Below are 23,531 nucleotides of genomic sequence, written 5' to 3'. Positions count from 1 at the left end.
TTTTTCAGTTCGCCAGTACCCTCGGCGAGGGGAAGGTGATCTCGACCAGCGTGCCCTCGTTCGGGGCCGAGTTGATTGAGAAGGTTGCCCGGTTGGCGTCGACCATGGCCTTGGTCAGCGGCAGGCCGAGGCCGGTGCCGTCGCCGCGTTTGCGGGCATTGGTGGAGACCTGCCGGAACGGTTTCATCGCCTGCTCCAGCTCCGAACGCGTCATGCCGACACCGGTATCCCTGATCCGCATCACGACGCTGCCATTGCCCTCATAGGCGGTCGATACGACAATCTGGCCGCCCGACGGCGTGAAGCGGATGGCGTTGGAGAGGATATTGAGCGCGATCTGCTTGATCGAGCGCAGGTCGGCAACGACATTCGGCACGGCTTGCGACAGCGCCGTGCGGATGATGACGCGCTGGCTGTTGGCTTGCGGCTGCACCAGCGACACCGCTTCGGTGATCGCCTCGTTGAGACCGACGGAGGCGAAATCCAGGTCCATCTCGCCGGCCTCGATCTTGGAGATATCGAGGAGATCGTTGACGATGTCGAGCACATGGCGCCCGGAGCGGCCGATATCGGTCGCATATTCGACATAGCGCGAATGGCCGATCGGCCCGAAGCGCTCGCCGGCCATCATGTCGGAAAAGCCGATGATGGCATTGAGCGGCGTGCGGATTTCGTGGCTGACGCGAGCAAGGAAATCCGTCTTGTGGGCATTGGCGGTTTCGGCGGCACGTTTGGCGTTGCGCAGCTCCTCTTCGGTGCGCTTCCATTGCGTGATGTCTCGGATGACGGCGCAGTAGCCGTTCGAGGAGTTGAGGCGCCCCATGGTCATGAAGAGCGGCACGAAGCCGCCCGATGCCTCGCGGCCGATCACTTCGCGCCCATCATTGAGCACGCTGGCGACGCCATGGCCCGAAAGGCCGCTGAGATAATCGAGCACCGCCTTCTGGCTCTCATGGGCAAACAGCATGACGAAGGGTTTGCCGCGTGTTTCCTGGTCGTCGTAATTGAAGAGGGCGCTTGCCGAGCGGTTCATCGAGCGGATCTCACCCTCCTGGCCGATGATGATCACGCCATCCGTTGCCGTCTCCAGCGTCGAGCGCAGCTCCTCGATCTCCACCTGCAGCTTCGCAACCTTCTCGATGATGCGTTCCTGGCGTGCCTCTTCGGGAACAAGCTGCGGCGGCGGTGCCGACGGCTCGCTTCTTTCCACCGGCATCAACGCCAGCATCAATGCCGTGCCGTCCTCCCAGCGGATCGATTGCAGCCGCGCCGTGACCGGCACCAGCGCATCGTCGGCGCGCACGACCATCATCGTGCCGGGCTGTTCGGTCTTGCTTTCCAGATCGTTGCGCTGCAACAGCGCGTCCAGCCCGCCGATCTGCTCGAGATCCTCGAGGTTCTCATAGCCGGTCAGCCGCAGGAATTCCGGATTGCCGTGGATCAGGCGATCGCCGGCATGGATAAGGATGGCGAGCGGCAGCTGATCGACGATCTCGGAAGACAGGCCGGTGCGCATCTTCACGCGCGGCGGAATGGCGGTGTTCAGGACGTCAAGCGGATCGAAATCCTCCTCCGGCTCGGCGGAGGCGGCCGGATTTTCGGCATGAGCACCATCGTCCGTTCCAAGGCCGTCGCCATCCGTGGTCTCGACCAGCTTCACGACCGGTTTGGATGCATCCTCTGCAGCGCCTGGAACCGTTGTCTCTTCGTCCTGGGCATGGTCGTTTCCAACAGTCGGCTCCGCCATATCGGACAGGATCTCGTCGGCCGCATTCGGCTGCGGGGCGATATCGGCGTCATCTTCGTGCCGTTCGTCGTGCGGTTGCTCCGTGGGCGGTTCCGCGCGCTTGCCAAAGGGATCGAGCTGTCGCGCGATCTCCCGGAAGGCAGCCTGCTCGCTGAGCGAAAGACCGGCTTGCGTTAAGCTCCGGCGTTCGTGCAGGCGAACCACCTTGTCCGATTCACGCCGGTTCGGCGTTTCGGAGATCCGCAGGGCAGGCGGTTCATGGTGCTCGGCGGCAATATCTTCCGCCGCGTCTGGCGCCAAGCTCTCCACCTCTTCCATCGCCGCCTGAGCCTCGGGCTCGGAAGCCGGTGGTTCCTGCGAAACCGCCTCCGTTTCCGCTGACGGATCCGTCGCGGATGCCACGTCCTGGCCGTCCCGTTCGCCGAGATCCATACCGCGTTTCATCGGGTCGTCGATCGTGTCTGCCAGGCGCACGACGCCAAAGCCTCTGAAACCGTCGAATTCGCGGCTGCGGGTATAGGTCGGCAGAGCGGCGAGATCGACTGGCACCATCAGGCTTGTGCCTTCCACTGGCCAATAGATCGTCCGGCCCGACCATGTGTCGCGCCGCGCGAGCAATTCCGCGATCTTGCGGTCCGGATCGAGATTGAAGCGCTGGGCGACATCGGCGAAGGCCTCGCCCGCAATATGGGCCGCGTGGGGACCGACCGCATCGGCGAATTCGCGGGAAACCTCGCTGAAACGGCCGGCCGCATCGATCTTCCACACGAAGCGTGTGGCGCGTCCGTTGCGCTGGAAGGCGAAACCCTTCGCGGAATGATCTTCGGCAGCCGAACTTTCCGATGAAGCCTCCTCAACACGCGCTTCTACTGTGGCATCACCGGCAGCAGGCTCTTCGTCGTTGGTTGCGGCTTGTTCCTGCGGCTTCCCGTCATGAAGGGTGGTCTCGTCCGCCTCGCTTGCGCTATTCGTCAGCACCGGCGCGTGCGTATCCTCGCCCATGCTTTCTGCATGCGCCGCCGCTTCCTCCTGCTCGTCCGAGCGATATTCCGGCGGCTCGTCCAGTTCCTCGATATCCGCCACGGCCTCGATGACATCGCCGAAGGGCGCGTCCTCGGCGGGCTTTACGGTCTCATCCGCTGCCGCCTCGAGCTCCTCGCGCACCTCTTCTGTCTGCGGTTCAACCGTGGCAGATGCCGTCGAGCCTGTTTTTCCGGTGCGGTCCTCCGCCGGATCGAGGCGGCCCATTGCGGCCTCGACGACAAATAGCAGATGTAAGGCGGGAATTTCCGACAGTTTGCCGATGGCGGCAGGCAAATAGCCATGACCGGTCGAAATCGGCCGCTTGATCAGCCGGTCCGGCTGGGCGCCGGCCATGGTCGTCAGCATTCGCGCCGTCGGCGGCGTCACGCCGAGTGCGCTGAAACCGGCGGATGCGGCAATGATGTCACCGTCGCGGCCGATGACGGCCATGTGGGTATCGGGATCGTCGAAGCCGTCGATCATGCGCTTGGCGCATTCGGCCGGTGCGAGCGGCTTCGATGAGACCGGAGAAGAAAACAGGACCGCCTCTTCGCCGGCCTGGATACGGATGAGTTCGACGGCGGCATTGACGACCGCCCGCTGGAAGCCCGAGGCCATGCGGATCAGGAATGTCCGTTGATCGCCGACCGCGCCGAGGCCGCGCGCCGTTGCCTCGATCTGGCGAAACGAGACGTCGCCGGGCTTCGGACCCTGCTCGACGAAATCGTAAATGACCTCATAGCCGAAGAGGTTAGCACCGGCGCCATTGGCCCAGAGCACGCGACCCATGCCGGTCGAGAACATGACCATGGCTTCACCGCGCGCGAAACGCTCCCGAACGCGGGGATGCACGGCAATGTCAATGAACGGATATTGAATTGCGGGCATTTTCCAACCTGTTTTGCGGGCGTAACCGCCTCTCGTGATTTAACGGTTTATTAATAACGGCGCCCCGCTTTTCGGTCCAGCGAACGGCCCATTTTTCGGCCGGAAAGGTTAACGCCTTGTGCGGCGCACAAATATGTTGCACTGCACAATAATTTATATTATATAGTCCTCACACAGGTTCACGACGGGCGCCTCAGGGAGGGCCCTTTTAGGAGCGTAATCATGGCTACTGTAAAGAAAGACGACGTTTTTTCAACGGCTGCATTCGATCCGTCCAAGCTCTCCGAATCTTTCCGCGACTTCGCGGAAAAGGGCGCTGCCCAGTCCAAGGACGCCTTCGCAAAGCTGAAGGCTGCGACTGAGGAAGCCGGCAAGACGGTTGAAGCAACCGTGCAGACCGCCCAGGCTGGTTCGGTAGAAATCGGCCTTAAGGCAATCGACGTTCTGCGCACCAATGCCGAAAGCTCGCTTGCCCACATGGAAGCCCTGCTTCGCGTCAAGTCCGTCGCAGAACTCTTCGAACTTCAGACTGCTTTCATCCGCAAGCAGGCCGAAGTCACCGTCGAGCAGGCCAAGTCCATTCAGGACACCACCAAGAAGGTTGCCGAAAAGCTGGCAAAGCCCGCCAAGGACGCCGCCGAAAAAGCAATGGCTTCCTTCAAGGCCTAATCACTTCCGATAAGCCTCCCAAGGCACGAACGTCCCGTTCCCAGGTGAAAGCCTGGGGCGGGACTTTTCATTTCCGGCACGAACCGGTCTGGCCGGTATCCTGCCGCGCATCATCGTTTGGATATCTGCAAAGCTTTTTTATATTGCGGGGAGATAGGACTTGAAATAATTTCAAAGTCCTCGTATGTCACCCCCGTTCGCGGCGACGCGAGCATGTGCGGTTGTAGCTCAGTTGGTTAGAGCGCAGGTTTGTGGCACCTGAGGTCGGAGGTTCGAGACCCCCCAACCGTACCATTCTTCCCACGAGTCCATCTTATGTATGGCTGACCCGTCGGCCTTAGATGCCTATTTCTTGTCTTCAGGCTTCTTCGACACGTGGCCGGGCGATATCGGATCGCTGGCAGGAAAGGTCTCCTCCAGCGCTTCTTCCAGGTAATCGTCCTGTTCCTTGCGCTCTTTCTCGCTCAGTTTCCGCTGCTTTTTGTCGCTCATCGTCCTGGCTCCTCGACCTCTCCCCGAAATACTAGGCTTTGCGCCGTCTTTGTCCAGCATCAAGGGGGCGAGCAGCCGGGAGCCCAGGCGGCGAACGCTACAGTGTTTCGGCCGCATGCCGAAATTTATCTTGGAACCGTCCGTATCGCTCGTCGTTGTCTCCATATCGGCAACGAGACGAAAGGAGCGGGCATGTCTGTACCGAACGAGCCGATCCCCGAGTCGCCTCCGATACCGGAGCCTGGCTGGACGCCGAGACCACCGGTCGAGGAGCCGGAGCCGGACAGGCTGCCGGATGAGATTCCCGTTCCCAATCCCGACGAGAATGAGGAGCCGCCCAAGCATGCCCTGACACCCGCGTTGCCGCATGCGCCGTCATGGTGGAGTACCTTGATGCCGTGACCACAGCAGGGCACTGTGAGCCATGGGCGTGATCCCGGCCGCTGACGTTATAGGAACATCCGCCGCTCCTCGTTCACCAGCTCCTGCAGAAAATCCGCGACGGTGCGCACGCGCACGAGGTCGCGGGCACTTTCATGATAGGTCGTCCAGTAGGCCCGCTTGATGGAGACATCGGGCAGGATGCGGTGGAGTTCCGGAAATTGCCTGGCGATATAATCATGCAGGATGCCGATGCCGGCGCCGGAACGAACCGCTTCCGTCTGGCCGATGGAGGTGGAGATCTCGAACGACGCGTCCCAGCTGCGCATGATCTCGCCGGAAAAATTCAGCGACGCCGTGAAGATCAGGTCTTCGACATAGCCGATGCGCGGATGCAGCTTCAGCGCCTCGACGCTGTCGGGCAATCCGGCCTGCGTCAGATAGGCTTTCGAGGCGTATAGACCGAGCGTGTAGTCCGTCAGCTTGGATGAGACCAGCCGACCCTGCTCGGGGCGCTCCAGCGTGATCGCGATATCAGCCTCGCGCTGCGACAGCGAAAAGGAGCGGGGAACGGGCACGAGCTGGATGCGCAGCTCCGGATAGCGCGCGATCAGCCGCCCGAGTCGGGGCGCGAGGAAGGAAACCCCGAAGCCGTCGGGCGCACCGATCCGCACCGTGCCTGTTATGGCGCTGTCGAGATGGCCGACGCTCGCCTGCGCGCGCAGCATCTCGGTTTCCATGCGTTCCGCCGCATGAAGGAAAATCTCGCCCTCCGCCGTTAGGTCACAGCCATTGGTGCGACGCACCAGCAACCGCGTCTTCAGCCGCTCCTCCAGCGTCGTCACCCGCCGGGAGAGGGTGGCATGGTTGACACCCAGCCGCTTCGAGGCGGCCAGGATCTGCCCGGTTCGGGCGACGGCGAGAAACATTCGGACGTCATCCCAATCCATTCGCACATCCAATTGCACATCTAGGGCTTTAATTTTTGCACAACGGTTGCTTATAACAGCTCATTGATTTGTGCAAATTGAAGTGCGATCCTGTCACCATCGAAGAAAACGAGGAGGCACATCCATGCGTGAGATTGGTCATTTCATCGGCGGCAAGCACGTCGCCGGCACGAGCGGGCGCATCAGCAAGGTCTACAACCCGGCAACCGGCGAAATGCAGGCGACTGTCGCGCTCGCCAGCGTCGAGGAAATCCGCGCCGCGGTTGAAAATGCCAAGGCCGCGCAGCCGAAATGGGCGGCCACCAATCCGCAGCGCCGCGCACGCGTCTTCTTCAAGTTCGTTGAACTTCTGAACAAGAACATGGATGAGCTTGCCACTTTGCTCTCCAAGGAGCACGGCAAGACAGTCGAAGATTCCAAGGGCGACGTCATCCGCGGCCTGGAAGTCTGCGAATTCGTCTGCGGTATCCCGCACCTCCAGAAGGGTGAGTTCACCGAAGGCGCCGGCCCGGCGATCGACATGTACTCCATTCGCCAGCCGGTTGGCGTCGGCGCCGGCATCACGCCGTTCAACTTCCCGGCCATGATCCCGATGTGGATGTTCGCCCCTGCGATCGCTTGCGGTAACGCCTTCATCCTGAAGCCGTCCGAGCGCGATCCGTCCGTGCCGCTCCGTCTCGCCGAACTGATGATCGAAGCCGGCCTGCCCGCAGGCATCCTCAACGTCGTCAACGGCGACAAGGCCGCCGTCGACGCCATCCTGGCAGATCCGGACATCGCTGCCGTTTCCTTCGTCGGCTCCACGCCGATCGCCCGCTATGTCTATGGCACCGCTGCCATGAACGGCAAACGCGCCCAGTGCTTCGGTGGCGCCAAGAACCATATGATCATCATGCCCGATGCCGACATGGACCAGGCCGTCAACGCGCTGATGGGCGCCGGCTACGGTTCGGCCGGCGAACGCTGCATGGCGGTATCGGTCGCGGTCCCGGTCGGCGAAGAGACGGCCAACCGGCTTGTCGAGAAGCTGGTGCCGAAGATCGAGTCCCTGCGCATTGGCCCCTACACCGACGACAAGGCCGATCTCGGCCCGCTCGTGACGAAGGATGCCTATAACCGCGTTACCGGCCTGATCGATCGTGGCGTAGAAGAAGGCGCAAAGCTGGTCGTCGATGGCCGCGGCTTCAAGCTGCAGGGCTATGAAGACGGCTATTTCGTCGGCGGCACGCTGTTTGACCATGTCAAGCCGGACATGGACATCTACAAGACCGAGATCTTCGGGCCGGTTCTTTCGGTTGTCCGCGCCAAGAACTACGAGGAAGCGCTCGAGCTGCCGATGAAGCACGAATACGGCAACGGCGTCGCCATCTATACCCGTGATGGCGATGCGGCCCGCGATTTCGCCTCGCGCATCAATATCGGCATGATCGGCGTCAATGTTCCGATCCCGGTCCCGCTCGCCTATCACTCCTTCGGCGGCTGGAAGGCCTCCAGCTTCGGCGATCTCAACCAGCACGGCACGGATTCCATCAAGTTCTGGACGCGCACCAAGACGATCACCGCCCGCTGGCCGTCCGGCATCAAGGATGGTGCCGAATTCGTCATGCCGACGATGAAGTAAGCATCGCCACCATCGGTATTATCGACCGCCGCCCGGCACGTTTCGGGCGGCGGTTTTTTGTTGCGCCGATTTTCGATAGAGTGATCTTGTCTGCGTCATCGTTTTGGCTTAGAACAAAACGAGAACAATGGGAGGGCCGCAGCGTGCCTATGACCTATCAGATCGACTATCTCGAATTTCCGTCGAAAGACGGCCTGAAAACCCGGCGCTTTTTCGAGGAAGCCTTCGACTGGAGCTTTGTCAGCTATGGGCCGACATATCATGTCATCGAGGCGGCCGGGATAGATGCCGGCATAGACGGGGATGCGGGGGAGGCCGCCGGTACGCCCTTGCCCGTCGTGCGCACCACCGATCTGGAGGCAGCCCAGCGCGCCGTGGAGTTCGCCGGCGGCGTCATCACCCGGCCCGCCTTCGATTTTCCCGGCGGCCGCCGGTTCCATTTTCGCGAGCCGGGTGGCTGTGAAATGGCGGTATGGGTGTCTTCCTCCTAGACATGCCGCTATGGATCGCAGACTTCTCAGTCAAGCTATCCACCTCGAAGCACCGATCCGCCGTAACGGTCTGAAGCCGGTCGATACCTGATTGCGGCGGGACGGCGAGACAGAAGCGGACGAGACCGAAAGGCTGAGACTTTCGAAATAACGTGAATATGAATTTCATATTTTGGAATTGTTCAAAACTGAGAAAGCCACTATATACGGGTCCAGCCCCCAGGCAGCCTCGATTCCAGGAGATCGGCATGCGTTTGACGAAACAGACCAATTACGCGGTGCGCATGCTGATGTATTGCGCCGCCAATGATGGCCATCTGAGCCGCATCCCGGAGATCGCCAGGGCATACAGCGTTTCCGAGCTGTTTCTCTTCAAGATCCTGCAGCCGCTGACGAAGGCGGGTCTTGTCGAAACCGTGCGTGGCCGCAATGGCGGTGTGCGTCTTGGCAAGCCCGCAACCGATATCAGCCTTTTCGACGTCGTTCGCGTCACCGAAGACAGTTTCGCCATGGCGGAATGTTTCGAGGATGGCGTGGTGGAATGTCCGCTGGTTGATAGCTGCGGCCTCAATTCCGCACTGCGCAAGGCGCTGAACGCTTTCTTCGATGTTCTGGCCGAATATTCCATCGATGATCTGGTCAAGGCGCGGCCGCAGATCAACTTCCTCCTTGGCCTGACCGACGCGGACCATAAGGCGATCGCCAGGAAGCCCGCGATCTCAGCGCCGGCCGCCTGATCATTCGTCCCGACCTCGATCATCTTTGTCCGCGGCTGCCCCCGGTAGCTGCGGATTTTCGTTTATATTGCCTCCTATGCGGGCAATAAACGGTTAGCGGATTGCGAAAGCAAACCATCAAATCGTTCTGAATATGCTAAAACCGTGCAAAATTTTACCAGAATATTACCAATTCAAAGGCCTTTTCGTCCAAAAATTTCCAAACTCTACAAATTGGAAGAATTTTAGGCGGCGCTTGTTGCTTTCAAACTTAAAATAAAGTTCCATCGGCGCGATCCGGAAGGGAACCTCTGGTGGTGTCCACGGCTTCAAAAGAATAACAAACCTGGGAAACGATATCATGAAAAAGATTTCTGTCCTGCTGGCAGTGACAGCCTTGACTTCTGTCATGGCGACGTCCGCCTGGTCGAAAACGCTTGTCTATTGCTCGGAGGGTTCGCCGGAAGGGTTCGATCCCGGCATCTATACGGCCGGCACCACATTTGATGCCTCCTCGCGTGCGGTTTACAGCCGCCTGGTCGAATTCAAGCACGGCAGCACCGAGGTCGAACCCGGCCTCGCCGAGAGCTGGACCGTTTCCTCCGACGGCAAGGAATACACCTTCAAGCTTCGCAAGGGCGTGAAGTTCCAGACGACCGATTTCTTCACGCCGACGCGTGATCTCAATGCCGACGACGTCATCTTCTCGATCAGCCGCCAGCTCGGTACGGACAATCCGTGGGCCAAGTATGTTGCCGGCGGTTCCTATGAATATGCCGACGGCATGGGCTTCCCGAAGCTCATCAAGTCGATCGACAAGGTTGATGACCTTACCGTCAAGTTCGTTCTGAACCATCCGGAAGCTCCCTTCATCGCCGACCTGGCCATGGACTTCGCCTCGATCCTGTCGAAGGAATATGCAGACAAGCTGCAGGCCGACAAGAAGATGGAGCAGATGAACCAGCAGCCGCTCGGCACCGGTCCGTTCACCTTCGTCGCCTACCAGCCGGATGCCGTCATCCGCTACAAGTCGAACGAAACCTACTTCAAGGGCAAGGAAAAGATCGACGATCTCGTCTTCGCGATCACGCCGGATGCATCCGTCCGCGCGCAGAAGCTGAAGTCCGGCGAATGCAACATCATGCCCTATCCGAATGCGGCCGACATCAAGGATCTGAAGGCCGACAAGAACCTCAAGGTTCTGGAGCAGGCCGGCTTGAACGTTTCCTATCTCGCCTACAACACGCTTGTTGCTCCCTTCGACAAGGTCGAAGTACGCAAGGCGATCAACATGGCCGTCAACAAGCAGGCGATCGTTGATGCCGTCTTCCAGGGTTCCGGCAAGGTTGCGACCAACCCGATCCCGCCGACCATGTGGTCCTACAACAAGGACGTGAAGGACGACGCCTACAACCCGGACGAAGCCAAGAAGCTGCTTGAAAAGGCCGGCGTCAAGGATCTCAGCATGAAGATCTGGGCTATGCCGGTTTCGCGTCCGTACATGCTGAACGCGCGTCGCGCCGCCGAGCTGATGCAGGCAGATCTCGCCAAGATCGGCATCAAGGTCGAAATCGTCACCTATGACTGGGCTCAGTACCTGAAGCTCTCCTCCGCCAAGGACCGCGACGGCGCGGCCATCCTCGGCTGGACCGGCGACAATGGCGATCCGGACAACTTCCTTGACACGCTGCTCGGCTGCGATGCCGTCGGCGGCAACAACCGCGCGCAGTGGTGCAACAAGGAATTCGACACTCTCGTGAAGAAGGCCAAGCAGACCGCCGACGTCAAGGAGCGCACCAAGCTCTACGAAGAGGCTCAGCTCGTCTTCAAGCGTGAAGCTCCCTGGATGACCATCGACCATTCGGAAGAGTTCATCCCGATGACGAAGAATGTCTCCGGCTACTTCCAGGATCCGGTCGGCGTTCATCGCTTCGACGGCGTCGACATCGCCGAATAACGAAAAATCTATGAATATGTCCGGTTAGAACCGGGCGATCCGGCGGTCGGGCACTTTGCCTGACCGCCGGAAAAATTTGGATATCTGCCATGTTGCGATTTCTTTTCGGCCGCCTTGCTGTGCTGATCCCGACATTCCTCGGCGTCTCGATCGTCGCCTTCTCCTTCATCCGCCTGCTTCCCGGCGATCCTGTCATGCTGCTGTCGGGCGAACGCGTCATGTCGCCGGAACGCCATGCGCAGATCTCCCACGATCTCGGCTACGATCAGCCGATGGTCGTGCAGTACGGCCGATATATCTGGAGCGCCCTGCATGGCGACCTCGGCACCTCGATCACCACCAAGCGTGATGTGCTGACCGACTTCTTCACCTTCTTCCCGGCAACGCTCGAATTGTCGATCTGCGCCATGATCCTCGCGATCTGTCTTGGCATTCCGGCCGGCGTTTTCGCCGCCGTCAAGCGCGGCACATGGTTCGACCAGAGCGTCATGGGCGTGGCCCTCGTCGGCTATTCCATGCCGATCTTCTGGTGGGGTCTGCTGCTGATCATCGTCTTCAACGGCTATCTGCACTGGACGCCGGTTTCGGGCCGCATCGGCCTCATCTATTTCTTCAAGCCGATCACCGGCTTCATGCTGATCGACAGCCTGCTCTCCGGTCAGAAGGGCGCCTTCGCCTCCGCTCTCAATTCGCTGATCCTGCCGACCATCGTGCTCGGAACCATCCCGCTCGCCGTCATCGCGCGCCAGACGCGTTCCGCCATGCTGGAAGTGCTCGGCGAGGATTATGTGCGCACGGCCCGCTCCAAGGGGCTGTCTCCCTTGCGCGTCGTTTCCGTGCATGCGCTTCGCAACGCGATGATCCCCGTCGTCACCACGATCGGCCTGCAGGTCGGCGTGCTGCTCGGCGGCGCCATCCTGACCGAGAGCATCTTCTCCTGGCCGGGTATCGGCAAATGGATGATCGATGCCGTCTTCAAGCGTGATTATCCGGTGGTGCAGGGCGGCCTGTTGCTGATCGCCGGCATCGTCATGCTCGTCAATCTCGCTGTCGACTTGCTCTACGGCTTCGTCAATCCACGCATTCGTCACTAGGAGCGGCCCATGAGCACGGTTAGCGTCAAAACGGTTAACGTCAAATCCGACCGCCCCTCCGCTCTTGCGGAGTTCTGGTACTACTTCTCCCGCAACAAGGGCGCCGTCATCGGCCTTGCGATCTTCCTCTTCGTCCTGCTGCTGGCGATCTTCGCCGGCGTCGTGGCGCCTCATAATCCCGATGCCGCCTATGGCAGCGACATGCAGCGCCTGCCGCCAGCCTGGGCGGAGGGCAGCAACAGCAGCTTCCTGCTCGGCACCGATGCCAATGGTCGTGATCTTCTGTCGCGCCTCATCTATGGCACGCGGTTCTCGCTGTTCATCGGCCTCGTCGTCGCTTCGCTTTCGGCGATCGCCGGCATCCTGATCGGCCTTGTCGCCGGCTATGTCCGCGGCCGCACCGATACGATCATCATGCGCATCATGGACATCATCCTTGCCATCCCGTCATTGCTGCTGGCCCTGGTGCTGGTGGCCATCCTCGGCCCGGGCCTGACCAATGCGATGATCGCCATCTCCATCGTCAACCAGCCGCATTTCGTTCGCCTGACGCGCGCCTCGGTCATGACTGAGCGCGACAAGGAATATGTCATCGCCTCGCGTGTTGCGGGTGCCGGTCCGCTGCGGCTGATGTTCAAGACGATCCTGCCGAACTGTCTCGGTCCGCTGATCGTGCAGGGCACGCTTGCCTTCTCCGCCGCCATTCTCGATGCCGCGGCACTCGGCTTCCTCGGCCAGGGCGCCCAGCCGCCGACGCCGGAATGGGGTACGATGCTCGCGGATTCGCGTGAATTCTTCCAGAGCAACCCTTGGCTCGTCACTTTCCCCGGTCTGTGCATCCTGATTACGGTGCTCGCCATCAATCTGATGGGCGACGGCCTGCGCGATGCCTTCGACCCGAAGCTGAAGAGGTCGTAATGGCACTCCTCGATATTGAAAATCTATCCGTTGAATTCCAAACATCGTCCGGCCTCTTCCGGGCGGTCGATGGCGTCTCGCTCAGCTGCGACAAGGGAGAAATCCTGTCGATCGTCGGCGAATCCGGTTCCGGCAAGTCGGTCTCCATGCTCGCCATGATGGGGCTTCTGCCCTGGACGGCGAAGATCACCGCCGACCGCATGATGTTCGATGGCAAGGACCTGCGCGGCATCTCCTCGCGACAGCGCCGCAAGATCATCGGCAAGGACATGGCGATGATCTTCCAGGAGCCCATGTCGAGCCTCAATCCGTGCTTCACGGTCGGCTTCCAACTCGGCGAGACCCTGCGCATCCACATGGGCCTCGACCGCAAGGCGCGTCGCGAGCGCTCGATCGAGCTTCTGAATCTGGTCGGCATTCCCGCGCCCGAGGATAGGCTGTCGAACTTCCCGCATCAGATGTCGGGCGGCATGAGCCAGCGCGTCATGATCGCCATGGCGCTCGCCTGCAATCCGAAGCTCCTGATCGCCGATGAGCCGACCACCGCGCTCGACGTGACGATCCAGGCACAGATCCTCGATCTGCTCGTGCGCCTGCAAAGGGAGCAGGGCATGGCGCTCGTGCTCATCACCCACGACATGGGCGTCGTCGCCGAAACGGCCGAGCGCGTGCAGGTGCAATATGCCGGCCAGAAGGTGGAGGAGCAGCCGGTCAGGGAGCTGTTCCGCGATCCGCATCACCCCTACACGGCGGCGCTTCTATCGGCTTTGCCTGAACGTGCCGAAGTCGGCGAGCGCCTGCCGTCGATCGCCGGCGTCGTTCCCGGTCAGCACGATCGGCCGACGGGCTGTCTTTTTGCGCCGCGCTGCTCGTTCGCCACGCCGGAATGCGACAGGGGCGTCAAGCGCCAGGGCGTCGAACTCGGCCTGACCCTTTGCAACTATCCGCTGGAACATGGCAAGCCGCTCGGCCACCCCGGTATTGCCGCCACGCAAAAAGCAGGAGGTGCCGCATGACCGGCGCTGTTCTCGAAGGGCGCGATCTCGCCCGCTTCTACACCATCAAGCGCGGCAGCTTCAAACCGGAAGCGACCGTCAAGGCATTGAACGGCGTCAGCTTCAGCCTGCAGTCGGGCCGCACGCTTGCGGTTGTCGGCGAATCCGGCTGCGGCAAGTCGACGCTTGCCCGCCTTGTGACGATGATCGAAAACCCGACGGCTGGCGAATTGCTGATCGACGGCAAGCCCGCCAAGCTTGGCGACCGCAGCTTGCGCAGCGCCGTGCAGATCGTGTTTCAGAACCCCTATGGCTCGCTCAATCCACGCCAGAAGGTCGGCTCGATCCTGGAAGAGCCGCTGAAGATCAACACGGATGACGACGCCGCCACCCGCCGCCGCAAGGCGGAGGAGATGATGGCGCGCGTCGGCCTGCGCCCCGAACATTACGACCGCTATCCGCATATGTTCTCCGGCGGTCAGCGCCAGCGTATCGCCATTGCGCGTGCCCTGATGCTCCGGCCGAAGGTGCTGGTGCTCGACGAACCCGTCTCCGCGCTCGATCTCTCGATCCAGGCGCAGGTGCTGAACCTTTTGATGGACCTGCAGAAGGAGATGGGACTTGCCTATCTCTTCATCTCGCACGGCCTCTCCGTCGTCCGCCATATCGCTGATGATGTGATGGTGATGTATCTCGGCCGCCCGGTCGAAACCGGCACCGCCGACGAGGTCTTCAGCCGTCCGCGCCATCCCTATACGGCAGCCCTTCTGTCGGCAACGCCGATCGCCGATCCGGAGCGCGAGAAGAACCGCATTCGCCTGCAGGGCGAGCTGCCGTCACCGCTCAATCCGCCGAAGGGCTGTCACTTCAATCCGCGCTGCTGGCGCGCCCAGGACAAGTGCCGGCAGGTCGAACCGGAGCTGGCGGGCGACGGAACGCATAAATTTTCCTGTTTCTTTCCACTGGATTGATCCAAGTTGTGAATCGGGCAGATGTCGCTTTGTCGCGCCTTTCTGCCTGGCCCCTCACCCCAACCCTCTCCCCGCATGCGGGGAGAGGGGGCTGATCTAACGAGAGCCGGTTCTGTCCTGGTATTGCCGCCGATTGGCTTGCTCCGTCGTTCCCTCGCCCCGTTTACGGGGAGAGGGCTAGGGTGAGGGGCCAGGCAATCGGATGCTTCAACGGCGGACCCGCCCGACGATCATTGGCCCCCGTCATTCAAGGCAGAAAACGACATGAGTGAAACATCCCAAACGCCCCTTGCCATCATCGTCATGGGCGTGAGCGGCAGCGGCAAATCCTCGATCGGCGAAGGTGTCGCGGCCAAGCTTGGCATCCATTTCATCGAAGGCGACGCCCTGCATCCGGCCGCCAATGTCGAGAAGATGAGCAAGGGCATTCCGCTGACGGACGAAGATCGCTGGCCGTGGCTCGAAAAGATCGGTCAGGAAATTTCGGCAAGCCTAGCCAAGGGCGAGGGGGTCGCAGTTACCTGCTCGGCGCTGAAGCGCGTCTATCGCGAGCGCCTGCGGGCCGCCGCCGGCGGCCATCTCTATTTCATCTATCTCGAGGGCTCGAAGGAACTTCTGACGAAGCGCATGGGCGAGCGCAAGGGGCATTTCATGCCGGCGTCATTGCTCGAAAGCCAGCTGCAGACCTTGGAAGTACCGACCGGCGAACCCGGCGTCGTGACCGTGGATATCGACGATACGATCGAAGGCATTGTCGAAGCCTCCGTCAAAAGCCTGACGGCAATCCTCTAACGCAATTCCTGGAAGGGTGTGCAGCGGTTTTCCGCCCGGAATGCGTAGAATGAGACAGAGCAGCTCAGGGCGCGAACCGGTCCGGAGCATAGGCCGAAATATCGATGAAAGGCTTCTCGCCGGTGATGAGCTCGGCGAGCACGCGGCCGGTCACCGGCCCGAGCGTCAAACCATGATGAGCGTGCCCGAACGCGAACCACAAACCCTTATGACGCGGGGCCTTGCCGATGATCGGCATCATGTCGGGTGTGCAGGGGCGCGCGCCCATCCAGGGTTCGGGGTCGAGCCGTTCGCCGAGCGGGAAGGTGGCGCGGGCGACGGCCTCGGCGCGATCGAGCTGTACCGGTGTCTTCGGCGCGTCGCGCAGGGCGAATTCGGCGCCGGTCGTAAGCCTGATGCCGCGGCTCATCGGAGCCAGCAGATAGCCGCGCTCGGCGTCCAGCGTCCAGTTGTTGAGGACGGCATTGCCTTCCGCCGCATAATGCATGTGATAGCCGCGCTTGACGCCGAGGGGAAAGGCATAGCCGAAGCGCTTCGTCACGATGTCGGCCCACGGGCCGAGCGCGACGACCACATCCTCCGCCTCGATCGACCCGTCCGCCGTCACCATTCTCCAGGCCGACCCGGCCATGCCGAGCGAGACGGCATCCCCGGTCGTCACGCGGCCGCCGATGCTTTCGAAGTAGCGGCGATAGGCTGATGTCAGCCCATGTGGGTCCAGTACCGACCAGGGATCGCGCCAGCGCAGGGCACCGGCAAAGTCGCCCCGGAGATACGGCTCCGCGGCTGCGACCTCCGCACTGCTCAGAGCATCGTAGCCGATCCCGAATTCGCGGTTGAGGCGCTCGGCCTCGGCAAATTCCGCGTCGCGCTTCTCGTTCGAACGGAACAGTTCCACCCAGCCGTTCTTGCGAATGAGCTCCTCGGCATGCGAGGCTTCGATGAGGTCGTTGTGTTCGCTGACGGAATGTTCGATCAGCGGCGCGTAGGCGCGCGAAATCATCTCGTGGCGTTTCGTATTGGAGTTCCACCAATAGCGGGCGAGGAAGGCGATCTGCGCGGGAAGGGCGCGCAGATGGTAATGCGCGTCGATGCGATTGTTGAAGGCATAGCGCAGCAGCAGGCCGAATTGCTGCGGAAAGCCATAGGGCACGACACCCTCGCGCTGGATGAGGCCGGCATTGCCGAAAGACGTTCCCTGGCCCGGCGGCTGCCGGTCGACGAGGACGACTTGTCGTCCCCGCCGCTGCAGATGGATTGCCGTCGAAACCCCGACGATGCCCGCACCGAGAACGATTGCGTCCTTTGTCATCTTATCCTGCTATCCGCATGCTCATTGCATTGTCGCGCGGCCCTTCTTCATTGCCTGGGCCGCGCTGTAAGCATCGAAAATGCCTGCCAAATTTCAGCGGTGCAATTGAAAAATGCGGTTAGAGCGCGATGCCGAAAAGTGTAGGCGGTTTTCGGACGACATCACGCTCTACTTCTTTGTTTCTAGAGCGGATTCAGATTTTAGGTCGAACAGACCTAGAATCATCCGGCTCTAGGCCGCACTCTGTTTCAGGCAGATGTTTTCGGCGCGGATGCGGATTGCGAGAATGATACCGTTCAGCAGCGAAAAGATCGCGGCATAGAGCGGGAAGCCGAAGGCGAGCGGCAACACGGCGATCTCGCCGATGACGATCGCATAGTTCGGATGGCTGAGGAAGCGATAGGGTCCCTTGGCCACGAGAGCCGCGCCGGGCAATATGATGATGCGTGTCGTCCATCGTTCCCTCAGCGTCGCCAGCACCCAGAGACGCAATGCCTGCAGCAGCATGAAGAGCAGGAACCAGCCGGGATCGACCGGCCGGCCGATGGCGAGCAGCCATAATCCGATCAGCCACGCCGCATGCAGCGCCACCATGAAGGGATAGTGTTCCGAGGCATATTCCCGGGCGCCGCGGGCAAGCAGGGCGGCGGTGTTGTGCCGGGCATAAATGAGCTCCGCTAGCCGCTGCAGCGTCACGAAGGCAAGAAGCGCGATCGATGGCCACAGCATCAGGCGACCCTCCTCAAGGTGATGCAGCTTGCCGAGAAGCCCGGACCCATGGCGAGCAAGGCCGAACGAGAGGGCAATCCGCCCGCAATCATGCGCTCCAGCACGAAAAGCACGGTGGGGGAGGACATGTTGCCGTAGTCGCCGATCACTCCGCGCTCGATGTCGAGCGATCCCTCCTGGAGACCGAGCGCCTTTTCAAGTGCTACCAGCACCTTGGCCCCGCCGGGATGGCAGATGAAGCGGTCGACATCCGAGATCAAAAGCCCGGATTGCTCCAGAATGCCGGCAACAGCGCTTCTCAGATGAGTCTCCGCAAAGACCGGCAGCGATTGTTCCAGCACGATGCCGAAGCCCGTATCATCGATCCTCCAGCCCATGATGCCGAGGCTGTCGGGAAAGAGATGTTCGCCTGTCGATTCGATTTCCGCGATGCCGCTCTCGCCCGCCCGCAGCACGCAGGCGGCCGCGCCATCGCCGAACAGCGCCGTGGCAATGATGTTGGGTCGTGTCAGTTCGTCCAGACGGAAGGCGAGCGAGCAGAGTTCGATCGCGACGAAAAGCACGACGGCGCCCGGCCGGCTTCTTGCCATCTTCGTCGCGACGGCAAGACCAGATACGCCGGCTGCACAGCCGAGCCCGAAAATCGGTACGCGTTCGATATCACCGCGGAAGCCCATCTCGCCGGCGAGACGCGCCTCGAGGCTCGGCGTCGCAAGCCCGGTGGATGAGGCCGTGACGACGCAGTCCACTTGGCGCGCTTCGAGGCCGGCGCGTTGCAGAGCCGCAGTCGCTGTCCGGCGGAAAAGTTCGGATGCCACTTCCGCATAGGCGGCCATGCGGTCCTCCCAGCCATGCGGCTGTTCGAACCAGGAAAGCGGCCGCGCCAGATGGCGCTTGCAAATGCCGGTGCTCTCAAACACGCGGGCGAGATATTTGAAGTCCTGAAAACGATCCGAGAACAGGCGGCTCGCCGTCTCGGCGGCGTCCGTTTGGAGGATGATGTTATCGGGTGTTGCTACGGCGAGGCTGAGAAGTTTGATGCTATCGGTCACGGGTTTCTCCTGTGCCCTTGAGGGGCATGTGGAGGAAACACGCGATGGCGACGGTCTATTCGATGCCGGAGCAGTCACGAAAGAGTGACGGGTGTCCGGGTCCGGGATGCTCAGAAAAAAATTCTCGGGCCGTCCGAATAAAATGTCCGGACGGTGTGTTCTCTCCTCGCAACGTTCATTTTGCCAAGGAGACAGTTCATGACGACCAAAGCATTTCGCCTGGCTTCCATCGCTCTCGGTGCAGGCCTGACCCTCGGCGCTTTCGCCGTTCCCGTCTTTGCGGCCGGCGACGATTCGAGCACGACGCCGACCTGCAAGAAGGGCGAGATCTACGATCAGAAGGCGAAGAAATGCGTCAAGCAGCAAAGCGCCAACGTCACCGATGAAAACCGCGCCGACTACGCCTATTCGCTGGCCAAGAAGGATCATCGCTACGAAGAAGCCCTGGCGGTTCTGGACACGATGAAGAACCCGAATACGGCCGAGGCGCTGAACTACCGCGGCTATGCCACCCGCAAGCTCGGCCGCACGGACGAGGGCATTTCCTACTACCAGAAGTCCGTCGCCATGGACCCAAAATACACGCTGGTCCGTGAATATCTCGGCGAAGCCTACGTCATCAAGGGCCAGATGGATCTCGCCAAGGACCAGCTGAGCACGATCAAGACGCTCTGCGGTAATACGAGCTGCGAGGAATATCGCGATCTTCACGCCGCGATCCTGAATCCGACCAGCCTGTAACGGCGCCTGGGTCAACGATGAAGACTGTAAGCAGGGAGCTTTGCGAGAAATATGGGAGTGATGCCGGTCGCTCGTAGCGCAATTTCTGCTTATAGTCTGACAGCAATGAAGCCGCCGAAAAGGTCGGCGGCTTCCGGACATGCGAATGCGGCGGAGGATGTCATAGCGAGCGAAGAGGATATCAGGGCTGGCTTGTCCCAGCATCTGACGCGGTTGTGGCGCTATGGCGTCGTGCTGTCGCGCCAGCGGGACGTGGCCGACGATCTCGTTCAGGCGACTTGTGTCAGGGCTCTGGAGCGGGCGGCTCAATTTACATCGGGCACGCGGCTCGATCGCTGGCTGTTCGCCATCCTCCATTCGATATGGCTGAACGAGGTCCGCTCGCGCCGGGTGCGCATGGGGCAGGGCTTCGTCGATGCCGACGAGACACTGGTTTTCGACGGCGCGCGGGAAACCGAAACGCATATTTTGGCCGGGCAGGTATTGCAGCGCGTGCAGGCATTGCCGGAGGCGCAGCGCACCGCCGTATTTCTCGCCTATGTCGAGGGGCTTTCCTATCGCGAAGTGGCCGAGATTCTCGAGGTGCCGATCGGAACGATCATGAGCCGGCTGGCGGCGGCGCGGGCAAAACTTGCGGATGGCATGGGGATAGTGGCTGACGGAAAATCTTCCGGAGGTGAGCGACTGGGGAATGGAAATGAGTGAATTGGATAAAGGACAGATGCCCTCGGACGAACAGCTCACCGCCTTCATCGATGGCGAGCTGGATGCCGCCGAGCGCGAGCGGATCGAACGATTGATCGCCGACGACGAGCGTGTTGCCGAGCGTTTCGATTTCCTGTCCCGCAGCACGCTGCCCTTCAAGGCAGCGTTCGAGCCAATGCTTGTCGAGGCACCGGCTGCGAAGCTGGAGGCCATGCTTGCGGCCATTCCCGCAATTGAAAAGCCTAGGTCCCGTGCTGCCGACATCGGTCGCCGTGGTTTCCTTGCCGCGGTTGCCGCAAGCTTTGTCGCCGCCATTGCCGTCGACCGCTCCGTGATCGGCATCGGCCATCGGCTTTCGAAGCCGGATGAAGATACCGAATGGCGTGCCGTGGTTGCGGAATATCTTTCGCTCTATACGGCGGATACGCTGAGCGCTCCGGCCGGCGATCATGCGCAGCAGGTCGCGCAATTGAATGAGGTCGGTGCCAAACTGGGCCTGTCTTTGGCGCCGGAGGCCGTGGCAATGCCGGGCGTCGAATTCAAGCGCGCCCAGATTCTGAATTACGACAGCAAGCCGTTGGCCCAGATCGCCTATCTCGATCCGGAAAGCGGCCCTCTGGCGCTTTGCATCGTCCAATCCGCCAGGGGTGCGGCCGCGCCGGATATGGAAAATCGCAAGGGCATGAATGTCGTCTATTGGTCGAGCCCAACCCATGCCTTTATGCTGATCGGCCATGCGCCGATCGATCGCATGCAGCAACTTGCGGCTGATGTCCGGGGACGCCTGGTCGCCTGACGGCTGTTTCGCCGACGGCTAAATTGGCGCGATTCAAAAAGAATTTGGCGAAAACCCATCCTGCTGGTATTCTTTGCCCAACGAAAATCGAACGAGCGCCTGCAGCATGCCTTAGGGCCTTGCGCGGTGCGGTGGAAAAGATACGTGAGTGACCCCGACAGCGGCTCAGCGCCGCAAGCAGACGGGGCGTCGGAAGCAGAGCGCAGGAAGGGTAAATCCTCCCGGCGCGCGAAGCGTAAGCGCGGTCACGGCCGCCCGAATGCTCATTCTGCGGAGGCCAGCCAGGCAGGCAACAAGCCCAGCCAGGCGGCGCAACGCCCAGCAGAGGATGAGGCCGGCTCACCGGCCAGAAAGCGCAAGCGTCGACGCCGTGCACGCGGCGCAGCGCATGGTGGTGCGCAATCCGCTTCCCAAACGCAGCAGCAGCTTTCGCCTGCGCCGGAACACCGTGCGGCGGCGGATCACGGCCATGCCTCATCCCATAAGAGCGGCAAGAACCGGCGCAAGCATCGCAGCAAGCGCGGCCTGCAGGGCCGGCCCTTGGCGCATGAGAAGACGGCGCAGATCGTCGCTCCCGCGAGCATACCTGCGAAAGCGCACGCCCCGGCCCATGACGATCATCGCCCGAACCGGCAATCGCAGCCGCGACGCGAAGGCCAGGGGCAGCATCACTATGCCGAGGCTGATTCCCGCCCGCTCGACCTCTATGCCGCCCTCGATCTCGGCACCAACAATTGCCGCCTGCTGATCGCGCAGCCGACACGCCCCGGCCAGTTCCGGGTGGTCGATGCGTTTTCCCGCATCGTACGCCTGGGCGAAGGGCTCGGCGCCAGCGGACGCCTTTCGAGCGATGCCATGGATCGGGCCGTGGAGGCGCTGCGCATCTGCGCGGCCAAGCTGAAGACGCGCGAAATCCGCCGCATGCGGCTGATCGCGACCGAGGCCTGCCGCGCGGCTGACAATGGCGAGACGTTTCTTTCGCGCGTGACCGAAGAGACGGGATTGCAGCTCGAGATCATCGATCGCGAGACCGAGGCGCGGCTTGCCGTTTCCGGTTGCTCGTCGCTTGTGGGGCCGGAGGCGCGCTCGGTCGTGCTGTTCGATATCGGCGGCGGCTCTTCCGAGATTGCCGTCATCCGTATCGGCGAGAACCGCTCCAGCCGGCTTGCCAATCACATCACCCATTGGACCTCGCTGCCAGTCGGCGTCGTGACGCTCTCGGAGCGGCATGGCGGACGCGACGTGACGCCGGAGCTGTTTGAGACGATGGTGTGCGAAGTCCAGCGCATGCTCGAGCGTTTCGATTGCCCGCCGGTGCAGGGAGCCGCGCGAGACAGCGACGATTTCCATCTGATCGGGACTTCGGGCACGGTGACGACGCTCGCCGGCGTCCATCTTGATCTGCCGCGCTACGATCGGCGTCGGGTCGACGGTGTTTGGTTGTCGGACGACGAAGTGAGCGCGATGCAGGCCAAGCTCTTGTCCTGGGATTTTGCCGGCCGCGCCGCCAATCCCTGCATCGGGCCGGATCGCGCCGATCTGGTGCTGGCGGGCTGCGCCATTCTGGAGGCGATCCGCCGGCGCTGGCCAAGCCCGCGCATGCGGGTTGCCGATCGAGGCCTGCGCGAGGGGCTGCTGACTGACATGATGGCGGATGACGGTGTTTGGCGGCGTGGCCGCTCGCGCCGGGGTCATCGACCGAGGGATATGAAGGGGCCGCAGACGTGACCAAGCCAACCATCGCCGGCAACCGCACAGGCCGCAAGCTCGGCCAGCGCGTCAAAAAAAAGAAGCTGAAGGCCTCGTCGCGGCAGTGGCTGCATCGGCATATCAACGATCCCTATGTTCAGCGTGCCCAGCTCGAAGGCTATCGCGCCCGCGCCGCTTTCAAGCTGCTGGAGATCGACGAGAAGCATGAGATCCTGAAGGGTGCGCGCCGCATCATCGACCTGGGCGCTGCGCCCGGCAGCTGGTCGCAGATCGCCGCCAAGGTGACCGACTCGACCGAAGATGACATTCGCGTCGCCGCCATCGATTTTCTGGAAATGGCGCCTCTGCCGGGCGTTACCGTGCTCCAACTCGACTTCCTGGAGCCGGATGCGCCGCAACGGCTGCTCGATGCCGTCGGCGGCGCGCCCGATGTCGTGCTTTCGGATATGGCCGCGCCGACGACGGGCCATCACCGCACCGATCATCTGCGGACGATGCACCTCTGCGAAGTTGCAGCGCATTTCGCCGTCGAAGTGCTGGCCGAAGGAGGGCACTTCCTTGCCAAGACCTTCCAGGGCGGCACCGAGCGCGACCTTCTGGCATTCCTGAAGCAGAACTTCCGCCAGGTCGTCCATATGAAGCCGGGCGCATCCCGAGCCGAGTCGGTGGAAATGTTCCTGCTGGCGAAAGGCTTCAAGGGCCGGAAGCCGGACGGCGAGACGGAAGAAAAGCAATCCGCCGCCGGTCGTTAAATCCGGCGATCTCCAATCGATAAATCGAC

Annotated in this window: 22 protein-coding genes and 1 tRNA gene; 17 read left to right on the top strand and 6 right to left on the bottom strand. The window is 61.6% G+C overall.

What is annotated here, in order from left to right:
• Positions 1-4 precede the first annotated feature (4 nt).
• Positions 5-3,658 carry an ATP-binding protein gene (locus HGP16_RS15795; protein ID WP_168840964.1) on the bottom strand — a complete coding sequence of 1,218 codons (3,654 nt, stop codon included), beginning with the start codon at positions 3,656-3,658 and terminating at the stop codon, positions 5-7.
• Positions 3,659-3,880: 222 nt separating this feature from the next.
• Here HGP16_RS15795 and HGP16_RS15790 point away from each other — a divergent pair, with 222 nt between their 5' ends.
• The gene (locus HGP16_RS15790; RefSeq protein WP_168840963.1) at positions 3,881-4,327 is read left to right on the top strand and encodes a phasin; all 447 of its coding nucleotides are present in this window, start codon (positions 3,881-3,883) and stop codon (positions 4,325-4,327) included.
• 217 nt (positions 4,328-4,544) lie between these two features.
• Positions 4,545-4,621, top strand: a tRNA-His gene (locus HGP16_RS15785).
• Positions 4,622-4,672: 51 nt separating this feature from the next.
• Here the strand turns inward: HGP16_RS15785 and HGP16_RS15780 are convergent.
• Positions 4,673-4,819, bottom strand: a complete 147-nt coding sequence (locus HGP16_RS15780; protein WP_168840962.1) for a hypothetical protein — start codon at positions 4,817-4,819, stop codon at positions 4,673-4,675.
• Between the two features lie 192 nt (positions 4,820-5,011).
• Between HGP16_RS15780 and HGP16_RS15775 the strand changes: the two genes are divergently transcribed.
• Complete coding sequence (locus HGP16_RS15775; protein WP_168840961.1) at positions 5,012-5,221, top strand: hypothetical protein; 210 nt, start codon at positions 5,012-5,014, stop codon at positions 5,219-5,221.
• Positions 5,222-5,268: 47 nt separating this feature from the next.
• Here the strand turns inward: HGP16_RS15775 and HGP16_RS15770 are convergent, their stop codons facing one another.
• On the bottom strand, positions 5,269-6,150 hold the full coding sequence (locus HGP16_RS15770; protein ID WP_168840960.1) for a LysR family transcriptional regulator: 882 nt from the start codon (positions 6,148-6,150) through the stop codon (positions 5,269-5,271).
• Between the two features lie 124 nt (positions 6,151-6,274).
• Here HGP16_RS15770 and HGP16_RS15765 point away from each other — a divergent pair, with 124 nt between their 5' ends.
• The 9 genes from HGP16_RS15765 to HGP16_RS15725 all read left to right on the top strand — a co-directional run bounded on the left by HGP16_RS15765 (position 6,275) and on the right by HGP16_RS15725 (position 15,705).
• The gene (locus HGP16_RS15765) at positions 6,275-7,771 is read left to right on the top strand and encodes a CoA-acylating methylmalonate-semialdehyde dehydrogenase (RefSeq protein ID WP_168840959.1); all 1,497 of its coding nucleotides are present in this window, start codon (positions 6,275-6,277) and stop codon (positions 7,769-7,771) included.
• A 143-nt stretch (positions 7,772-7,914) separates the two neighbouring features.
• Positions 7,915-8,262: a VOC family protein gene (locus tag HGP16_RS15760; protein ID WP_168840958.1), complete on the top strand. Its 348-nt coding sequence runs from the start codon at positions 7,915-7,917 to the stop codon at positions 8,260-8,262.
• 248 nt (positions 8,263-8,510) lie between these two features.
• Positions 8,511-8,999 (top strand): iron-responsive transcriptional regulator RirA, encoded by a 489-nt coding sequence (gene rirA / locus HGP16_RS15755; RefSeq protein WP_168840957.1) that lies wholly within the window; start codon positions 8,511-8,513, stop codon positions 8,997-8,999.
• A 340-nt stretch (positions 9,000-9,339) separates the two neighbouring features.
• Complete coding sequence (locus HGP16_RS15750) at positions 9,340-10,935, top strand: ABC transporter substrate-binding protein (protein ID WP_168840956.1); 1,596 nt, start codon at positions 9,340-9,342, stop codon at positions 10,933-10,935.
• An 89-nt stretch (positions 10,936-11,024) separates the two neighbouring features.
• Complete coding sequence (locus tag HGP16_RS15745; protein WP_168840955.1) at positions 11,025-12,029, top strand: ABC transporter permease subunit; 1,005 nt, start codon at positions 11,025-11,027, stop codon at positions 12,027-12,029.
• A 9-nt stretch (positions 12,030-12,038) separates the two neighbouring features.
• Positions 12,039-12,947: an ABC transporter permease subunit gene (locus HGP16_RS15740; RefSeq protein ID WP_168840954.1), complete on the top strand. Its 909-nt coding sequence runs from the start codon at positions 12,039-12,041 to the stop codon at positions 12,945-12,947.
• On the top strand, positions 12,947-13,963 hold the full coding sequence (locus HGP16_RS15735) for an ABC transporter ATP-binding protein (RefSeq protein WP_168840953.1): 1,017 nt from the start codon (positions 12,947-12,949) through the stop codon (positions 13,961-13,963). The genes HGP16_RS15740 and HGP16_RS15735 overlap by 1 nt, the downstream gene beginning before the upstream one ends.
• Complete coding sequence (locus tag HGP16_RS15730; RefSeq protein ID WP_168840952.1) at positions 13,960-14,913, top strand: peptide ABC transporter ATP-binding protein; 954 nt, start codon at positions 13,960-13,962, stop codon at positions 14,911-14,913. The genes HGP16_RS15735 and HGP16_RS15730 overlap by 4 nt, the downstream gene beginning before the upstream one ends.
• Before the next feature lie 264 nt (positions 14,914-15,177).
• Entirely contained in the window at positions 15,178-15,705 is a 528-nt protein-coding gene (locus HGP16_RS15725; protein WP_168840951.1) for a gluconokinase, read from the top strand.
• 64 nt (positions 15,706-15,769) lie between these two features.
• Here the strand turns inward: HGP16_RS15725 and HGP16_RS15720 are convergent, their stop codons facing one another.
• The 3 genes from HGP16_RS15720 to HGP16_RS15710 all read right to left on the bottom strand — a co-directional run bounded on the left by HGP16_RS15720 (position 15,770) and on the right by HGP16_RS15710 (position 18,798).
• Positions 15,770-17,017: an FAD-binding oxidoreductase gene (locus HGP16_RS15720; protein ID WP_168840950.1), complete on the bottom strand. Its 1,248-nt coding sequence runs from the start codon at positions 17,015-17,017 to the stop codon at positions 15,770-15,772.
• Between the two features lie 231 nt (positions 17,018-17,248).
• Positions 17,249-17,746 (bottom strand): isoprenylcysteine carboxyl methyltransferase family protein, encoded by a 498-nt coding sequence (locus tag HGP16_RS15715; protein ID WP_168840949.1) that lies wholly within the window; start codon positions 17,744-17,746, stop codon positions 17,249-17,251.
• Positions 17,746-18,798: a type III polyketide synthase gene (locus tag HGP16_RS15710; protein WP_168840948.1), complete on the bottom strand. Its 1,053-nt coding sequence runs from the start codon at positions 18,796-18,798 to the stop codon at positions 17,746-17,748. The genes HGP16_RS15715 and HGP16_RS15710 overlap by 1 nt, the downstream gene beginning before the upstream one ends.
• 198 nt (positions 18,799-18,996) lie before the next feature.
• On the opposite strand from HGP16_RS15710, the gene HGP16_RS15705 reads away from it, so the two are divergent.
• The 5 genes from HGP16_RS15705 to HGP16_RS15685 all read left to right on the top strand — a co-directional run bounded on the left by HGP16_RS15705 (position 18,997) and on the right by HGP16_RS15685 (position 23,502).
• Positions 18,997-19,539, top strand: a complete 543-nt coding sequence (locus HGP16_RS15705) for a tetratricopeptide repeat protein (protein WP_168840947.1) — start codon at positions 18,997-18,999, stop codon at positions 19,537-19,539.
• 60 nt (positions 19,540-19,599) lie between these two features.
• Positions 19,600-20,244 carry an RNA polymerase sigma factor gene (locus HGP16_RS15700; RefSeq protein WP_168841108.1) on the top strand — a complete coding sequence of 215 codons (645 nt, stop codon included), beginning with the start codon at positions 19,600-19,602 and terminating at the stop codon, positions 20,242-20,244.
• On the top strand, positions 20,237-21,040 hold the full coding sequence (locus HGP16_RS15695; protein WP_246703489.1) for an anti-sigma factor family protein: 804 nt from the start codon (positions 20,237-20,239) through the stop codon (positions 21,038-21,040). The genes HGP16_RS15700 and HGP16_RS15695 overlap by 8 nt, the downstream gene beginning before the upstream one ends.
• A 144-nt stretch (positions 21,041-21,184) precedes the next feature.
• Positions 21,185-22,768, top strand: coding sequence for a Ppx/GppA phosphatase family protein (locus tag HGP16_RS15690; RefSeq protein ID WP_168840946.1), 1,584 nt, complete (start codon positions 21,185-21,187; stop codon positions 22,766-22,768).
• Positions 22,765-23,502: an RlmE family RNA methyltransferase gene (locus HGP16_RS15685; RefSeq protein ID WP_168840945.1), complete on the top strand. Its 738-nt coding sequence runs from the start codon at positions 22,765-22,767 to the stop codon at positions 23,500-23,502. Before HGP16_RS15690 ends, HGP16_RS15685 begins: the two co-directional genes overlap by 4 nt.
• Positions 23,503-23,531: the final 29 nt, after the last annotated feature.

The organism is Rhizobium sp. P40RR-XXII, assembly GCF_012641405.1.
Lineage (GTDB): Bacteria > Pseudomonadota > Alphaproteobacteria > Rhizobiales > Rhizobiaceae > Rhizobium.
Note: the sequence above shows the minus strand (reverse complement) of the source record. Positions and strands in the feature narration are given on the sequence as shown.

Excerpts from the sequence above, each read along its gene's own strand:
- HGP16_RS15720 (WP_168840950.1), bottom strand. The coding sequence starts at position 17,017 with ATGACAAAGGACGCAATCGTTCTCGGTGCGGGCATCGTCGGGGTTTCG.
- HGP16_RS15790 (WP_168840963.1), top strand. The coding sequence starts at position 3,881 with ATGGCTACTGTAAAGAAAGACGACGTTTTTTCAACGGCTGCATTCGAT.
- HGP16_RS15770 (WP_168840960.1), bottom strand. The coding sequence starts at position 6,150 with ATGGATTGGGATGACGTCCGAATGTTTCTCGCCGTCGCCCGAACCGGG.
- HGP16_RS15705 (WP_168840947.1), top strand. The coding sequence starts at position 18,997 with ATGACGACCAAAGCATTTCGCCTGGCTTCCATCGCTCTCGGTGCAGGC.
- HGP16_RS15725 (WP_168840951.1), top strand. The coding sequence starts at position 15,178 with ATGAGTGAAACATCCCAAACGCCCCTTGCCATCATCGTCATGGGCGTG.
- HGP16_RS15700 (WP_168841108.1), top strand. The coding sequence starts at position 19,600 with ATGCCGGTCGCTCGTAGCGCAATTTCTGCTTATAGTCTGACAGCAATG.
- HGP16_RS15795 (WP_168840964.1), bottom strand. The coding sequence starts at position 3,658 with ATGCCCGCAATTCAATATCCGTTCATTGACATTGCCGTGCATCCCCGC.
- rirA (WP_168840957.1), top strand. The coding sequence starts at position 8,511 with ATGCGTTTGACGAAACAGACCAATTACGCGGTGCGCATGCTGATGTAT.
- HGP16_RS15775 (WP_168840961.1), top strand. The coding sequence starts at position 5,012 with ATGTCTGTACCGAACGAGCCGATCCCCGAGTCGCCTCCGATACCGGAG.
- HGP16_RS15695 (WP_246703489.1), top strand. The coding sequence starts at position 20,237 with ATGAGTGAATTGGATAAAGGACAGATGCCCTCGGACGAACAGCTCACC.
- HGP16_RS15730 (WP_168840952.1), top strand. The coding sequence starts at position 13,960 with ATGACCGGCGCTGTTCTCGAAGGGCGCGATCTCGCCCGCTTCTACACC.
- HGP16_RS15735 (WP_168840953.1), top strand. The coding sequence starts at position 12,947 with ATGGCACTCCTCGATATTGAAAATCTATCCGTTGAATTCCAAACATCG.
- HGP16_RS15715 (WP_168840949.1), bottom strand. The coding sequence starts at position 17,746 with ATGCTGTGGCCATCGATCGCGCTTCTTGCCTTCGTGACGCTGCAGCGG.
- HGP16_RS15765 (WP_168840959.1), top strand. The coding sequence starts at position 6,275 with ATGCGTGAGATTGGTCATTTCATCGGCGGCAAGCACGTCGCCGGCACG.
- HGP16_RS15750 (WP_168840956.1), top strand. The coding sequence starts at position 9,340 with ATGAAAAAGATTTCTGTCCTGCTGGCAGTGACAGCCTTGACTTCTGTC.
- HGP16_RS15780 (WP_168840962.1), bottom strand. The coding sequence starts at position 4,819 with ATGAGCGACAAAAAGCAGCGGAAACTGAGCGAGAAAGAGCGCAAGGAA.
- HGP16_RS15740 (WP_168840954.1), top strand. The coding sequence starts at position 12,039 with ATGAGCACGGTTAGCGTCAAAACGGTTAACGTCAAATCCGACCGCCCC.
- HGP16_RS15745 (WP_168840955.1), top strand. The coding sequence starts at position 11,025 with ATGTTGCGATTTCTTTTCGGCCGCCTTGCTGTGCTGATCCCGACATTC.